Origin of the sequence: Novosphingobium cyanobacteriorum, assembly GCF_029436685.1 — a bacterium.
GTDB classification, from domain to species: Bacteria; Pseudomonadota; Alphaproteobacteria; order Sphingomonadales; family Sphingomonadaceae; genus Novosphingobium; species Novosphingobium cyanobacteriorum.
The window spans coordinates 129,959-143,948 of record NZ_JAROCY010000006.1 but is presented as its reverse complement, the minus strand read 5'-3'; the positions used below and the strand labels follow the sequence as shown (position 1 = coordinate 143,948).

18 protein-coding genes are annotated in these 13,990 nt (G+C 67.1%); 8 read left to right on the top strand and 10 right to left on the bottom strand.

Annotated elements, in window-relative coordinates; genetic code table 11:
• Positions 1-99 precede the first annotated feature (99 nt).
• On the top strand, positions 100-795 hold the full coding sequence (locus tag POM99_RS08420) for a pentapeptide repeat-containing protein (RefSeq protein WP_277276682.1): 696 nt from the start codon (positions 100-102) through the stop codon (positions 793-795).
• Positions 796-854: 59 nt separating this feature from the next.
• Here POM99_RS08420 and POM99_RS08415 read toward each other — a convergent pair whose 3' ends face one another.
• Positions 855-2,111 (bottom strand): aspartate kinase, encoded by a 1,257-nt coding sequence (locus POM99_RS08415; protein ID WP_438822997.1) that lies wholly within the window; start codon positions 2,109-2,111, stop codon positions 855-857.
• 77 nt (positions 2,112-2,188) lie between these two features.
• On the opposite strand from POM99_RS08415, the gene ubiG reads away from it, so the two are divergent.
• The 3 genes from ubiG to POM99_RS22475 all read left to right on the top strand — a co-directional run bounded on the left by ubiG (position 2,189) and on the right by POM99_RS22475 (position 3,807).
• Complete coding sequence (gene ubiG / locus POM99_RS08410; RefSeq protein WP_277276680.1) at positions 2,189-2,917, top strand: bifunctional 2-polyprenyl-6-hydroxyphenol methylase/3-demethylubiquinol 3-O-methyltransferase UbiG; 729 nt, start codon at positions 2,189-2,191, stop codon at positions 2,915-2,917.
• A 236-nt stretch (positions 2,918-3,153) separates the two neighbouring features.
• Positions 3,154-3,540 (top strand): hypothetical protein, encoded by a 387-nt coding sequence (locus POM99_RS08405; RefSeq protein ID WP_277276678.1) that lies wholly within the window; start codon positions 3,154-3,156, stop codon positions 3,538-3,540.
• 141 nt (positions 3,541-3,681) lie between these two features.
• A complete protein-coding gene (locus POM99_RS22475) occupies positions 3,682-3,807 on the top strand; it encodes an SEC-C metal-binding domain-containing protein (protein WP_369011637.1) in 126 nt (41 codons plus the stop codon).
• Between the two features lie 18 nt (positions 3,808-3,825).
• On the opposite strand, the gene POM99_RS08400 is transcribed toward POM99_RS22475, so the two are convergent.
• The 4 genes from POM99_RS08400 to POM99_RS08385 all read right to left on the bottom strand — a co-directional run bounded on the left by POM99_RS08400 (position 3,826) and on the right by POM99_RS08385 (position 6,772).
• Positions 3,826-4,260 (bottom strand): acyl-CoA thioesterase, encoded by a 435-nt coding sequence (locus tag POM99_RS08400; RefSeq protein WP_277276677.1) that lies wholly within the window; start codon positions 4,258-4,260, stop codon positions 3,826-3,828.
• A gap of 69 nt (positions 4,261-4,329) precedes the next feature.
• Complete coding sequence (locus POM99_RS08395; protein WP_277276675.1) at positions 4,330-4,878, bottom strand: GNAT family N-acetyltransferase; 549 nt, start codon at positions 4,876-4,878, stop codon at positions 4,330-4,332.
• Between the two features lie 5 nt (positions 4,879-4,883).
• The gene (locus POM99_RS08390) at positions 4,884-5,801 is read right to left on the bottom strand and encodes a GNAT family N-acetyltransferase (RefSeq protein WP_277276673.1); all 918 of its coding nucleotides are present in this window, start codon (positions 5,799-5,801) and stop codon (positions 4,884-4,886) included.
• Positions 5,798-6,772: a polysaccharide deacetylase family protein gene (locus tag POM99_RS08385; protein WP_277276671.1), complete on the bottom strand. Its 975-nt coding sequence runs from the start codon at positions 6,770-6,772 to the stop codon at positions 5,798-5,800. The genes POM99_RS08390 and POM99_RS08385 overlap by 4 nt, the downstream gene beginning before the upstream one ends.
• A gap of 114 nt (positions 6,773-6,886) precedes the next feature.
• Here POM99_RS08385 and POM99_RS08380 point away from each other — a divergent pair, with 114 nt between their 5' ends.
• Positions 6,887-7,735, top strand: a complete 849-nt coding sequence (locus POM99_RS08380) for a cupin-like domain-containing protein (protein WP_277276669.1) — start codon at positions 6,887-6,889, stop codon at positions 7,733-7,735.
• Between the two features lie 98 nt (positions 7,736-7,833).
• Here POM99_RS08380 and POM99_RS08375 read toward each other — a convergent pair whose 3' ends face one another.
• Together POM99_RS08375 and POM99_RS08370 are read right to left on the bottom strand one after the other, a co-directional pair.
• Positions 7,834-8,175: an arsenate reductase gene (locus tag POM99_RS08375; protein WP_277276667.1), complete on the bottom strand. Its 342-nt coding sequence runs from the start codon at positions 8,173-8,175 to the stop codon at positions 7,834-7,836.
• Complete coding sequence (locus POM99_RS08370) at positions 8,172-8,513, bottom strand: antibiotic biosynthesis monooxygenase family protein (RefSeq protein WP_438822996.1); 342 nt, start codon at positions 8,511-8,513, stop codon at positions 8,172-8,174. Before POM99_RS08370 ends, POM99_RS08375 begins: the two co-directional genes overlap by 4 nt.
• Before the next feature lie 121 nt (positions 8,514-8,634).
• On the opposite strand from POM99_RS08370, the gene aroC reads away from it, so the two are divergent.
• Together aroC and POM99_RS08360 are read left to right on the top strand one after the other, a co-directional pair.
• Positions 8,635-9,720 carry a chorismate synthase gene (gene aroC, locus POM99_RS08365; protein WP_277276665.1) on the top strand — a complete coding sequence of 362 codons (1,086 nt, stop codon included), beginning with the start codon at positions 8,635-8,637 and terminating at the stop codon, positions 9,718-9,720.
• A 198-nt stretch (positions 9,721-9,918) separates the two neighbouring features.
• Positions 9,919-11,229, top strand: coding sequence for a dicarboxylate/amino acid:cation symporter (locus tag POM99_RS08360; protein WP_277276662.1), 1,311 nt, complete (start codon positions 9,919-9,921; stop codon positions 11,227-11,229).
• 138 nt (positions 11,230-11,367) lie between these two features.
• Here POM99_RS08360 and POM99_RS08355 read toward each other — a convergent pair whose 3' ends face one another.
• From POM99_RS08355 to dapB, 3 genes are read right to left on the bottom strand one after another with little or no spacing between them, the layout of a single operon-like run.
• Positions 11,368-11,763 carry a hypothetical protein gene (locus POM99_RS08355; RefSeq protein WP_277276660.1) on the bottom strand — a complete coding sequence of 132 codons (396 nt, stop codon included), beginning with the start codon at positions 11,761-11,763 and terminating at the stop codon, positions 11,368-11,370.
• 2 nt (positions 11,764-11,765) lie between these two features.
• Positions 11,766-12,452: an endonuclease III gene (gene nth / locus POM99_RS08350; protein ID WP_277276658.1), complete on the bottom strand. Its 687-nt coding sequence runs from the start codon at positions 12,450-12,452 to the stop codon at positions 11,766-11,768.
• Positions 12,449-13,177, bottom strand: coding sequence for a 4-hydroxy-tetrahydrodipicolinate reductase (gene dapB, locus POM99_RS08345; RefSeq protein WP_277276656.1), 729 nt, complete (start codon positions 13,175-13,177; stop codon positions 12,449-12,451). Before dapB ends, nth begins: the two co-directional genes overlap by 4 nt.
• A gap of 35 nt (positions 13,178-13,212) precedes the next feature.
• On the opposite strand from dapB, the gene POM99_RS08340 reads away from it, so the two are divergent.
• A complete protein-coding gene (locus tag POM99_RS08340; protein WP_277276654.1) occupies positions 13,213-13,926 on the top strand; it encodes an NAD-dependent deacylase in 714 nt (237 codons plus the stop codon).
• Positions 13,927-13,990: the final 64 nt, after the last annotated feature.

Below are 13,990 nucleotides of genomic sequence, written 5' to 3'. Positions count from 1 at the left end.
AGCGGGTCGCACCCCGCCCCCGGGATGGCCAGCATTCGTTGGACCTTCGGGGGCGGGGTTTCGCTTTGCATACGGGCCAGATGCGCCTAGCGCGCGGGGATGGACGATCTCTTTTCCCGCCCGCAGCAGCCCGCACCGGTCACCGGCCAACGCCTTGATCGCGCGGCATTAACCGGTCTCCCGCCCAGAACGCACCTCGTCGATTGCGATCTGGAGGAAGCGGACCTTTCGGGCCTGCCGCTTGATGGCTGGCGCTTCGAACGCTGCATCCTGCGCCATGCGAAACTGGCCGGTGCGCAGCTGAACGGCGCGGTCCTGCGGGGATGCCGCGCCCCTTTCGCCGATTTCACCGGGGCGCAACTGGCGGATGCGCGGATCGAGGGCGGGGATTACAACAATGCCATGTTCCGCCGTGCCGCGTTGAATGGCGCGCGCTTTTCCGGCTGCAAGCTGACCGGGGCGGACTTTTCCGACGCGAAGGCGCTGGACGTGGCGTTTGAGGAAGTGCTGCTGGTGGCGGCGCGGCTGCCGGGGCTGTCTTTCCGCAAGGAAGCGCTGAAACGCGTGGATTTTTCGCAGGCGGACTTGCGCAAGTGCGATTTCCGCATGGCCACGTTCGAGGCCTGCAGCCTGCGCGACGCCACGCTGGCGCAGGCGCGCTTCGACGGTGCGGACCTGCGCGGCGCGGATCTGGGCGGGGTGAAGCTTGAGGATGCGCGCCTTTTCCGCGGCGCCACGATCTCACGCGAACAGGCTGGAGACCTGCTCGCGGAGCTTGGATTGAAGGTACGTTGAGAACGACTGAGAGGGGGTTGAAGTCGACTGAAGCCGACTGAGCCCCCTCTGAGAAGGGCTTATGCCGCGTCGAGTCCGTACGCGGTGTGGAGCACGCGGACGGCCAGTTCCACCTCGTCGGCGTCGATCAGGACAGAGACCTTGATCTCGCTGGTGCTGATCGCCTGAATGTTGATGCCGCGATCGGCCAGCGACTTGAACATCGTGCTGGCGACACCGGCGTGGCTGCGCATGCCGACGCCGACGACCGAGACCTTGGCCACCTTGCTGTCGGCGATCATGCGGTAGAAGCCGATCTGCTCCTTGCGCTCTTCCAGCAGCGCCTGCGTGCGGGCGAGGTCCGCCTGCGGGCAGGTGAAGGTCACGTCGGTCTCGCCCTTGTCCTTGGCGATGTTCTGGATGATCATGTCAACGTTGATGTTGGCTTCGGCCAGCGGCGCGAAGATCGACGCGACTGCGCCGGGGCGGTCGGCCACGCGGGTCAGGGTGACCTTGGCCTCGTTCTTGTCGGCGGCGATGCCGGTGATCAGCTGGCGTTCCATTTCCAATCCTTCGAGCTCTTCGTCGGAGACAATCATCGTGCCGGGGATGGTGTCGGCAGCGGGCGCGTCGTCATCGATGAACGAGGACAGCACCTGCACCCGCACGCCTTCCTTCATCGCAAGGCTGACCGAGCGGGTCTGCAGCACCTTGGACCCGACCGAGGCCAGCTCCAGCATTTCCTCGTACGTCACGTTCTTCAGCTTGCGCGCCTTGGCCACGATGCGCGGGTCGGTGGTATAGACCCCATCGACATCGGTGTAGATGTCGCAGCGATCGGCCTTAATCGCGGCCGCCACGGCCACGGCCGACGTGTCGGAGCCGCCCCGGCCCAGCGTGGTGACGCGGTTGCCGGCGGTCAGACCCTGGAATCCCGGGATCACCGCAATCTCGCCCGCGGCCATGCTGGCCAGCAGTTCGTCCGAATCGATATCCTCGATGCGCGCCTTGCTGTGCGCATCGTCAGTGCGCACCGGCAGCTGCCAGCCGAGCCACGAACGCGCCTTGCAGCACAGCGCCTGCAGGTGCATTGCCAGCAGGCCCGAGGTGATCTGTTCCCCCGCAGCCACGACCACGTCGTATTCGGCGGGATCATACAGCGGGCTGGCTTCGCGGCAGAAATTGACAAGGCGATCGGTCTCGCCCGCCATCGCCGAAACGACCACGGCGACTTCGTGCCCCGCGGCCTGCTGGCGCTGCACGATGCGGGCGACACGGCGGATGCGCTCGGTGCCGGCCATCGACGTGCCGCCGAATTTCATCACGATCCGGGCCAAGGCTTGCTCCTGAAAACGTAAGAATCTTGCCCGGCAGACCGGTGGACCGCAGGGTGGCGGCGCTTTAGGAAGGGTTCATGAGCAATGCAACAACGATCCGCCCGGACGAAGCCGCACACTTTGGCCAGCTTGCCGCCGAGTGGTGGGACCACAAGGGATCGAGCGCGATGCTCCACCGGCTCAACCCGGTGCGGCTGGGCTTCATCCGCAGCGCGATCGACGCGCACTTCGCCACCGATTCGCGTGGCCTGAAGCCGCTGAAGGGCCGCACCGCGCTCGACGTCGGCTGCGGCGCGGGACTGCTGTGCGAACCGCTGGCGCGGCTGGGTGCGGCGGTGACGGGCGTGGATGCGGCGCAGGAGAACATCGCGGCGGCGCGCACCCATGCCGAGGCGGGCGGGCTGACCATCGATTACCGCCATGGCGAACTGGCCGCGCTGGGCCTGCCGACCTTCGACCTCGTCACCTGCCTGGAAGTGATCGAGCACGTGGCGGACAAGGCGGCGTTCCTTCGCGCGCTGGCAGAGCGGCTGGGCGAGGGCGGGCTGATGGTGCTTTCCACCCCCAACCGCACCACCGCATCGCGCCTGCTGATGGTGGAGGGCGCCGAACGGATGGGGCTGGTGCCGCGCGGCACGCACCATTGGGACGACTTCATCACCCCGATCGAACTGCACGACCTGCTGGCTGGGGTGGGGCTGGCCATGGGCAACCCGATGGGGATCGCGTGGGGGCCGTCAAAGGGCCTGCACCTGTCTGACGATTTGGCGCTGAATTATATCGTGACGGTGAAGAGGCTGGACTGAAGATCCCGGCGCTTGCAAACCGCACTGGCGCGCAGTAAGGGCGCGCACCCGATCGCGGATGGTCCGCGTCGCGCCTGCTCAGGAGGGTAGCCCATGTTTGCAGTCCTTGAGCCACAGGGCCCGAAGTAAGCCGCGCACGCGCGCGTTCGACCCTTTTGTTGCGACATCGCTGACCGCATTCGGACCCGACGCCATCGGTTGCGGGGCGTGCGGCAGCGCCTTGCGGGAAATTTCCAATGTTTGTGCGTTTCACGACGCCCGGGACGGTCACGCGTGCGAGCGTGGCGCCGGGCCCGTTTCGCGCCGCCTATGCCATCTGGAACGAGCGGACCGAGGATACGCCCGTCCTGATTGCTTTGCGGCGCGAACTCGACTGGTTCGGGGACTGGTTGCCGGTGCCCGACCGGTTTCACGTCTGCGCCAAGGGCCGACGCTGGTCCGACGGCGTCTGCTGGTTTCGCGACGACGCGCGCGAAATGGTGGCGCATGCCCATGCGCTCTGTGCGCTGATCGAGGATTGCGGTGTGCCGGTGCAGCGGACGTGGACCCGCGATCCTGGCCAGTTGCTGTACCGCGATCGGTGGCAGGTGGTGGCCAAGCCGGAACGCCGCCAGCTGCACTGAATCAACCTTGTCCCACACCCTTCACGATGGAGGCAGACATGAAGACCGCATACCACGACCTACAGCCGTCCTTTCGAGCGCACGTCGAAGCGCCGTAAGGGGTTCCCCAGCGAGACCCGCGTCAAGCGGGGGCTGCGTACGGTGCGCGGCGGCCCGGATGATCCGGCAAGCATCGAACTGCTTGAACGGCTGGGGCGTCGCGACCCGTGCCCGTGCGGTTCGGGGAAGAGGTTTCAAGCGCTGCTGTCTCGACAGCGGGCGCTATGACGGCATGCAGCGCCGCGATTACTGGCGCTGAGCAGCGGGCGTGGTGGAGGAGGGCAGGAACTTCTCCACCAGTTCGCGCGCCAGCCTGGCCGGGCGCATAGTGTCGGCGTCGATGCAGCACCAGCTGGACTTGACCTCGGCCAGCACTTCCTCGCCGCGCTTGATCACGGTTTCGTAGAAGGCGCGGGCGCCCTGGACCTTTTCGAGGATCACTTCCGCAATCACCGTGTCATCAAGGAAGGTGGGGCGGCGGTAGGTGATCGAATGGGTGGTGGCGACCCACAGGTACTGCTTCACCGCCTCAACCGGGGCGAACGCGCGCCAGTGATCGATCACCGCGTCCTGCACCCATTTGAGGTAGGACGCGTTGTTCACGTGGCCCATGAAGTCGATGTCCGCAGGATCGACGGCGATGGGGTAGAGATGGGGCGGGTTGAGTTGGGATTTGCTCACAACGGTGTAAGTAGCACAGTTTCGCTACAGGGTTAAGACTTTCCGAAGGTCTTTGTTCCCGATGCCGGATCAGAGCGGGATATGCAGCTTTCGCCAGGGCCCACGCCCCTGCCATTCAAGGCTGAGGCCGATTCGGCGCCAGCCTGCCTTGCGGAAGGCGCGGACCGAGGGCGTGTTGCTCCACCAGATGAAGGCGATCATGCGCAAGGCGCCTGCCCCAAGAAAATGGCGCGAGGCCGCCGCGATCATGCGCGGGGCGAGGCCCTGCCCGCGTGCGGCGTCTTCGGTGGCGATGTCCATCAGCGCCACTTCGCCCGAGCGCAGTGGCCAGGTGGCGGCCCGACCGTATTGCGCACCTTGCGCGAAATGGGCGACGCAGAGCGGATCGCCATCGCGGAGAAGGGCGAGCCCTTCAAGCCCGGCGTTGGCGTAGGAGAGGCTGTTGGCGACCTTGGCGGTGCGGCTCTGCGCGAGCTGGTTGCGCAGGGCTTCGTCCACTGGGCGGATCGCCTCGTCCGGGCGCAGCAGCAGGGGGCTGGTGCCCTCGGCGGCGTAGATCCAGTTGATCCGGTAATCGCGCACCAGCAGCCCGGCCAGCGCGCGCAGGGCGGCCTTCATGCGCGTCAGCCGCGCAGCAGCTGGCGCACGCGGGCCAGCGCGCCGCCGCGCTCCGCCAGCCGCTTGGCCAGCGCCACGCCGCCATCGAAGGCGTTGAGCCCACCCATCAGCGCGCGGTTGGGCACGCTGGGGCGCAGCAGGAAGAAGCTGCAGGCTGCAATGGAGGCGGTGCCGAACATCTGCTTGTGCGCGCCTTCGCCCTCGGTGAAATCGAAGTAGCGATAGCGCGCTTCGCCGAAGAGGCGCTCAAGCACTTCCATCTGCAGCACCGTGCCGACCGAGAGGTGGGCATGGTCGGGATCGTAGCCGAGGAAGGCATAGGTCACCACGCCGCCGGTGGTGGGCAGGTAGAGATAGCTGGCCGGCTGGCCGCCGATGTAGAGGATGTAGGCGCGCAGTTCGTCCCTGCGGGCGAGCGCCTTCATCGCGGCGATGGCCTCCGGCCCTTCGGGCAGGCCGGCATCGAGCAGGCGGGTCTGGTAGGTGCGGCGCGAGAGCGGCACGGCATCGGCCATGAAGGCCTCGACATCGGCCTCGCCATGGAACTCGCGCAGGTCGAGCGCGCCGCCGCTGGCCTCGGCCAGCTTGCGCCGCTTTCGGTTGAAGGTGGAGCGGGTCTTGGACGAGAACAGGCCGAGGTAATCGGCATAGGTCCGCCCCTCCATCTCGATATAGAAGCGGCGGTAGTGCTGCAGCCCGCCGACGAGATAGCCGGGATAGCGCGCGCGGATCGCGCCCAATTGGCTGGCCGGGGCGGAGAGGATGCGCAGGCCCTGCACCTGTGGACCCGGTGCAGGCCATTGGGGCAGGGTGCCGCCGATCAGGTCATCCAGCCCGAAGGCCAGCGTCTGCACCACGCGCGGCACCGAGAGCAGCTTGCGCGAGCCGACGACGAACTTGATGGGGACGGTCTGGGTGGTCATCGCGCACCATAGAGCGCGTTGGCCAGCGCCTGTTCGGCGAGGCGCAGGCCGGTGCGAAGCGGGCTGAACGGCGGCGTGCCGGCGGTCGCGCCGGTGGGGGCCACGGCGGGTGGATGATCGGCATAAGTGCCGGTGGCCACGCCCTCGGCCTTTTCGAGCGCGGCGCAGAGCCGTTCGAAGCGGCGGCGCACGATCTCGTTCACGCGGCTGCGATCGCGGCTGAGCAGTTCGAAGCTGTGCGAGACAAGCGTGAAGCTGTCGATCCCGTGGCGGCGGTGGTGGTGCAGCGCAGCCAGTGTTTCCGCGGCAGAGATTGCGGTGACCTGCGCATGGCGCAACGTGCCGCCGTGCCCGGCGATGCAGCCGATGGGCACTTCGATCACGCCTTGGTGCATAACCGGCACACGCACCGCGCGGTCGAGCGATATGGCGCAGTGCGACTGGGCGATGCCGGGGCAGAAGCTGGTGTCATAGGCGAGGCCGATCTCGGCCAGAGCGCGCAGGGTATCGTCGTTGGCGCCATAGTTGCCGGCGCGGAAGGCGACCGGGGCCGGTGCGCCTGCGGCGACGAGGACGTTGCGCGCGTAGGTGAGCAGCGCGCACTGCTCCTCGAAGGTGAAGTCCTTGATGTTCAGGCCTGTGCGGCTGCCGACCGGGCTGCTGGTGCCTGCCAGTTCCAGCCATTCGGTGTGGATGTGCAACTGCACATCGTGCCCGCGCGCCACGATCGGGCCGACCACGTCCTCGATCGCCGCCACGCCCCATATCAGCGCGGGCATGGGATCAACGAAGAACACCGCCTTCAGCCCGTGCGCATCGAAGCGATCCATCTGATAGACCGTGCCCACCGCGCCGCCGGGGGTGACGCAGGCGATCGACCGATCGAAGTTGGCGCAGCGCGAATTCGCGCCTGTGCGGCGGGTGAAGCCGAAGTCGTACTCGGTATCGATGGTGATGTAGCAGCGGGTCATCGCATGCGGGCATAGGGCCAATGCTTTGCGATGGGGTTAAGCATCAAGAGAGAAAGGGGGAATTAACGCCCGCGCGCTATGCCGCGTCGTGTGTTTCCGTTTGAAGGCGCGCCCATGGGTGACCCCCGTTTCTTTACGCCAGAGGCCCTGACCACCTTTGCCGGGGGATACCCGGTGCAGCCGATGAAGCTGACGCATGGCCTGCTGGCGCATCCGCTGCTCGGCCTGCCCGCGCTGCAGCAGCTGGCGCGCGAGCTGCCGGCCGATTCGATCGAATACAATCCCGGCAACCTGCCCGTGGGCATTGCGCCCGAAGACGTGCCGACGCCCGAACGCGCGCTGGAACAGGCGCTGGAAGGGCTGGAAAGTGCAGGCGTGTGGGTGGTGCTCAAGCGGATCGAGCAGGTGGCGGCCTATCGCGATCTGATGGAAAGCATCCTGGGGGACCTGGCCCATGTGGTCCAGCCGCGCACGGGCGCGATGCTGCGGCAGGAAGGCTTCATCTTCATCAGCTCGCCCGGCGCGGTGACGCCGTTCCACTTCGATCCCGAACACAACATCCTGCTGCAAGTGCGCGGATCAAAGACGATGACGGTGTTTCCGGGCGACGACGAGGCGATCTTCGCGCCGCATGTGCATGAGGCGTTCCACCTCGGCCAGCATCACCGCAACCTGCCGTGGCAGGAGGACTTCGCGGGCAAGGGCGTGGCGATCACGATCCATCCGGGCGAGGCGATCCACGTGCCGGTGAAGGCGCCGCACTGGGTGCAGAACGGCGATGGCGTGTCGGTCTCGCTCTCGGTCACCTGGCGATCGGAATGGAGCTTTGCCGAAGCGGACGCGCGCGCCTTCAACCACGTGCTGCGCGGCGTGGGCCTGAACCCGCGCTCGCCGGCGCCCTATCCGGCGTCGAACCGGGTGAAGGCGCTGGCGAACCGGGCGTTGCGGAGGTTGCGGGGGTAATTGCCAAGGGCCCACCCCCAACCCCTCCCGCAGGCGGGAGGGGAGCGAGACTTGCTGAGCAAAGCGAAGCTAGTCGCAGCGGGGTGGGCTGCCGGCGCTCAGAACGCCGCCGCCCACTCCGCTTCCTTGAAGCCGACCAGCAGCCCGCCGGGATGCTCGACGATGGGCCGCTTGATCACCGATGTGTTCGCCGCCAGCACCGCCGGGGCGCCGTCCGTATCCAGCGCCGCCTGATCGGCCGCGTCCAGCTTGCGGAAGGTGGTGCCAGCCTTGTTCACCACCTTGCCCAGCCCCGCCTGCGCGATCCAGCCGGCGATGCGCTCGGGTTGAGCGCCCTGCTTCTTGTAGTCGTGGAAGGTGTAAGCGATGCCCCTGGCATCAAGCCAGGCGCGCGCCTTCTTCACGGTGTCGCAGTTGGGTATGCCATAGAGAGTGGTCATGGGGCTTTCCTGCTGAAGCGGTGGACGCGGTTGGGGGTGCCGGCAAAGAGGGTGTAGTCTTCGTAGTAGTCGCTGCGGCCTTTCGCCTGCATTGCGGCGTGTTCGGCCACCTTGCGCCAGGCGAGCGCGGCGGCTTCGTCGGTCCATTCGGACAGGGCGATCACTTCGCCGTCTTCCGCAGTGTAGCTCTTGAAGGAGAGGAAGCCGGGCTGCCGGGCCGCGAGGTCCTCCATCGCCTGCGCATCGGCCCCGTAGGCGGCGGCGTCGAGATCGACGCGCTTGCGGTTGCGGAAGACGACGAGGAACATGGGCGGGTCCGGGGTGGGGCCCTTCGACAAGCTCAGGGCGAGCGGGGTTTGTATGTGGCCGTCCATATCCGCTTGGGGTGAGCTTGTCGAACCACCGCAGCACGCCCGTGCCGGTGGACTTTTGCGCGGATTTCCGACAAAGCGCGCGGCCATGAGCTTCAACACCTTCGGACACGCGTTCCGCTTCACCACCTGGGGGGAAAGCCACGGGCCGGCCATCGGCGCGGTGGTGGACGGGTGCCCGCCGGGCCTGCCGCTGTCGGAAGCGGACATCCAGCCGTTCCTCGATGCGCGCCGCCCCGGCCAATCGCGCTTCACCACGCAGCGGCAGGAGCCGGATGCGGTGAAGATCCTGTCGGGCGTGTTCGAGGGCCAAGATGGAATCCAACGCACGACCGGCACCCCGATCAGCCTGATGATCGAGAACGTGGACCAGCGGTCCAAGGACTATGGCGACGTGGCCAAGGCCTATCGCCCTGGCCATGCCGACTATGCCTATGACGCGAAGTACGGCTTTCGCGACTATCGCGGCGGTGGCCGGTCGAGCGCGCGCGAGACGGCCAGCCGCGTGGCGGCGGGCGCGGTGGCGCGGGCGGTGATCCCCGAAGTGCAGATCCTCGCCTGGGTCAGCGCCATCGGTGGTGACGCCATCGACATGGCGAACTTCGACGCGGCTGAGATCGGCCGGAATCCGTTCTTCTGCCCCGATGCACAGGCCGCCGCGCGCTGGGAGGCGCTGGTGGACCAAGCGCGCAAGAGCGGGTCTTCGCTGGGCGCGGTGGTGGAATGCGTGGCCACGGGCGTGCCCGCCGGCTGGGGCGCGCCGCTCTATGCCAAGCTCGACGCGGAACTGGCCCACGCGATGATGGGCATCAACGCGGTGAAGGGCGTGGAGATCGGCGACGGGTTCGCCGCCGCAGCCAACACCGGCGAAGGCAATGCCGACCCGATGCGGCCGGGCAATGATGGACCGCTGTTCACGGCAAACCATGCGGGCGGGATTGCGGGCGGCATCTCCACCGGGCAGCCGGTGACGGTGCGCGTGGCGTTCAAGCCGACCAGTTCGATCCTCACCCCCATGCCCACGATCACGCGCGAGGGCGAGGCGACCGAGCTGTTCACCAAGGGCCGGCACGACCCCTGCGTGGGCATTCGCGGCGTGCCGGTGGTGGAAGCGATGATGGCGCTGGTGCTGGCGGACCAGAAGCTGCTGCACCGCGCGCAGACGGGGCGCTGAGAGAGGCCAGGTCGCGCCAGCACCCTTCGACAGGCTCAGGGTGAGCGGGGTTGGGTGCTTTTTCGGTTATTTGGAAATACCCAAGTCGCTCGTGGTGAGCTTGTCGGACCACCACAGCACTACACCCGCCAAAGGCGCTTGGGCTTCGCGGGAAAGGTCGTTAGTCTCGTCCGCAACAATATTGCAGGGACCGGGACCTTGGCGCGCAGGCTTACCTTCTACATCCTCATCGGCCTGCTGGCCGGCATCGCCGTCGGCTTCGCGCTGAACCAGGCCTATCCGGCAGACAGCAAGCAGCTGGCGCAGATTGCCGACCTGCTGAAGCTGTTGCCCGAGGTGTTCCTGCACCTGATCAAGATGATCATCGCGCCACTGGTGATGGCGACGATCGTCACCGGCATCGCCAGCATGGGTGACAGCAGCGCGCTGGGCCGCATCGGCGGGCGCGCGCTGGCCTGGTTCATCACCGCCAGCCTGATCTCGATCGGGCTGGGGCTGGTGCTGGTGAACCTGTTCCAGCCGGGCCACGGGCTGCAGTTCACCGCCACGACGCCGGTGGGCGAGCTGGCCACGGCGGACTTCACCGTGCGCCACTTCGTGCTGTCGGTATTCCCCACCAGCATCATCGACGCGATGGCGCAGAACAACGTGCTGCAGGTGCTGGTGTTCTCGCTGTTTGCGGGCGTGGCGCTTTCGGCCATCGGGGAGCAGGGCGCGCCGCTGCTGCGCGGGGCGGAGGCGCTGGCCACGCTGATGCTGACGGTGACCGACTATGTGATGAAGGCCGCGCCGCTGGCGGTGTTCGGGGCGATGGCCTCGGTCATCGCCACCAAGGGGCTGGGCATCGTCGTCACCTATGGCGTGTTCATGGGCGAGTTCTACTTCGGGCTGCTGATCCTGTGGGTGCTGCTGCTTTCGGCGGGCGGCGTGTTCCTGGGCAAGCGGGTGCTGCTGCTGGCGCGCTATATCCGTGAGCCGCTGCTGCTGGCCTTTGCCACCGCGAGTTCTGAATCTGCGCTGCCCAAGCTGTTCGAACAGCTCGACCGTTTCGGGGTGCCGCGCCGCATCTCCGGCTTCGTGCTGCCGCTGGGCTATTCGTTCAACCTCGATGGCAGCATGATGTACACCAGCTTCGCCACGATGTTCATCGCGCAGGCCTATGACATCCACCTGAGCATGGGGCAGCAGATCGCCATGCTGCTGACGCTGATGGTCACCAGCAAGGGCATCGCCAGCGTGCCGCGCGCCAGCCTGGTGGTGATCGCCGCCACGCTGACGCAGTTCGGCCTGCCGGTGGAAGGGATCGCGCTGATCCTGGGCGTGGACACGTTCCTCGACATGGGCCGCACCGCCACCAACGTGGTCGGCAATGCGGTGGCGACATCGGTCATCACCAAGTGGGAAGGCATGCTGCAGCCGCCGCTGGACCCCGACGCACCCGAAACCGTGCCCCCGCACGATACGCCCGAGCATGGGCGCAAGGGGCTGCATCTCGATCCTGAGGCTTAGCTTCTGTTTCAGTTACACTGAAACAGGGTTGCGGCACCGGCCCACTCCCCCGCCCGACCACCCATAGCGTACAATTCCGTTGGGTGGTCGGGCGGGGGAGTGGGCCGGTGCCGCTTCCGCGTGAGCGGCAACCAGGCGCTACTTCGCCAGCGTCACCGGCTGGAACTGGCCCAGTCCGCACGATCCGCGCGGGCCACCGCCGGCGCCCGTCTGGATCACCGTGATGATGTCCACGTTGCACAGCTGCGAAAGCGAGGTGGAATAGGAGAAGGACCGTTCGAAGCCGAGGTTGTTGCAGCGGTTGGGCAGGCTGTTGCGATACCACTGGCTGCCGACGCGGAAATCGATGGTCCAGTCATCGCGCACCCGGCTTTCGTTGATCTGGACGATGGGGATGCAGCTTTGCGGCGGGCCGGCCAGCGTGGCGGCGGGCACATTCTTGCCATGGCCGTCGTTGCCCCCGCCCGCCATCGGCGCGCATCCAGCGGTGACGAGCAGCGCGGCGGCGCCTGCAAACAGCTTAAGGGCTTTCATGCTCAGCTCTCCTTTGCTGCCGCGCGGCCCTGCTGAGTCGCCGGCTTGGCCCCCTTTTCGAGGATTTTCGCCTTGTATCCGCAAAGGTCAACCACCGGGCAGCGCCAGCATTCCGGCGTGCGCGCCTTGCAGACATAGCGCCCGTGGAGGATCAGCCAGTGGTGCGCGCCCACCCGGAAGGGTTGCGGCACCTTCTTTTCCAGCTGCTTCTCCACGGCGAGCGGCGTCTTGCCCTTGGCCAGCCCCGTGCGGTTGCCGACCCGGAATATATGCGTGTCGACCGCAAAGGTTTCCGCGCCGAAGGCACAATTCAGCACCACGTTGGCGGTCTTGCGACCCACGCCGGGCAGCTCGGTCAGCGCATCGCGATCGTTGGGCACATCGCCGCCGTGATCGCGGACGAGGATTTCCGCCATCGCCATCACGTTCTTGGCCTTCGAATTGAACAGGCCGATCGTCTTGATGTGCTGCTTCAGCCCCTCTTCGCCCAGGTCGAGCATGTCCTGCGGGGTCTTCACCCTGGCGAACAGGGCGCGCGTGGCCTTGTTCACCCCCACGTCGGTCGCCTGCGCGGACAGCGTCACCGCCACCAGCAGCTGGTAGATGTTGCCGAACTCCAGCTCGGTCTGCGGATCGGGATTGGCCTCTGCCAGCCGGCGGAAGAATTCGAAGATCGCCGCCTTGTTCAAAGGTCGAGCACCTCGGGCATGGTGTAGCGGCCCGCCTTCTTGTCGAGCAGCCATTCCGCCGCGCGGATCGCGCCGCGGGCAAAGATGCCGCGGTTCTCGGCAAGGTGCGACAGGGTCAGCCGTTCGTTGTCCGCCAGGAAGTGGACCGAATGGTCCCCCGCCACGGTGCCGCCGCGCAGGCTGGCAAAGCCGATGGTCCCGGCCTTGCGCGCGCCGGTGATGCCGTCGCGCCCGCGCACTTCCTCTTCATGAAGGGATACGCCGCGCCCGCGCGCCGCCGCTTCGCCCAGCAGGATCGCGGTGCCCGATGGCGCGTCCACCTTCATGCGGTGGTGCGTCTCCACGATCTCGATGTCCCAGTCTTCGCCCAGCCGCTGCGCCGCCTCGCGCACGAGGTAGGACAGCAGCGTCACGCCCAGCGAGGTGTTGCCGGTCTGCAGCACGGGCACGCTCACCGCCGCGGCATCGACCAGCCAGTGGTGGCGCTCTTCAAGCCCCGTGGTGCCAACCACGATCGGCTTGCCCGCGTGGATCGCCGCATCAAGGTTGTATTCCAGTGCAGCGGGGGCGGAAAAGTCCACCAGCACGTCGCTCGCCTGCGCCAGCGCCAGCGGGTCTCCACCCTTGTCGATGCCGCCGGCATAGTCATGCCCTGCCGCCGCGACCGCCGCCTGCAGCGCGTTGCCCATGCGTCCCGCGCTGCCGATGATTCCGATTCTCGCCATTGCTCACCCCATTGAAGGCGTGCTTCATGGGCGGGATGAGCCACATTCGCAACATCGTGATCCTCACCGGCGCAGGCGTTTCCGCCGAATCCGGCATCGACACCTTCCGGGGCGGCGGCGGGCTGTGGGAACAGCACCGGGTGGAGGACGTGGCCACGCCCGAAGCCTTCGCCCGTGATCCCGAACTGGTGCTGCGCTTTTACGACATGCGGCGCGCGGCGATCCAGACCAAGGAGCCCAACGCCGCGCACCGCGCGCTCGCCCGGCTGGAGCGGGAATGGCCGAAGAAGGCACCGGGTGCGCAAGTGCTGATCGTGACGCAGAACGTGGACGACCTGCACGAGCGGGGCGGCGCGCTGGATGTGCTGCACATGCATGGTGAACACCTCAACGCATGGTGCAATGCCTGCGACGCGCGCAGCCGCTGGACCGGGCCGCTGCTCCACCGTCCGCCGTGCCCGGCCTGCGGAAAGGCGGCGCTGCGGCCCGACATCGTGTGGTTCGGCGAGATTCCCTATCGCATGGAGGACATCTATCAGGCGCTGGGCGCAGCGGACCTGTTCGTGTCGATCGGCACCTCAGGCGCGGTCTATCCCGCCGCCGGCTTCGTGCGCACTGCGCGCGAGCTGGGGTTGCAGACGCTGGAACTGAACCTGGAGCGCTCGCAGGGCTCGGCGTGGTTCCACGAATCGCGACTGGGCCCGGCGACCGAGATCGTTCCGGCTTGGGTGGACGAGCTGCTCGGCTGAAATTGGATTCGCGCAGAGATCGCAGAGACAGGGAGGCAGTAGGGCGGCTGCGCCGCAGGCTTTA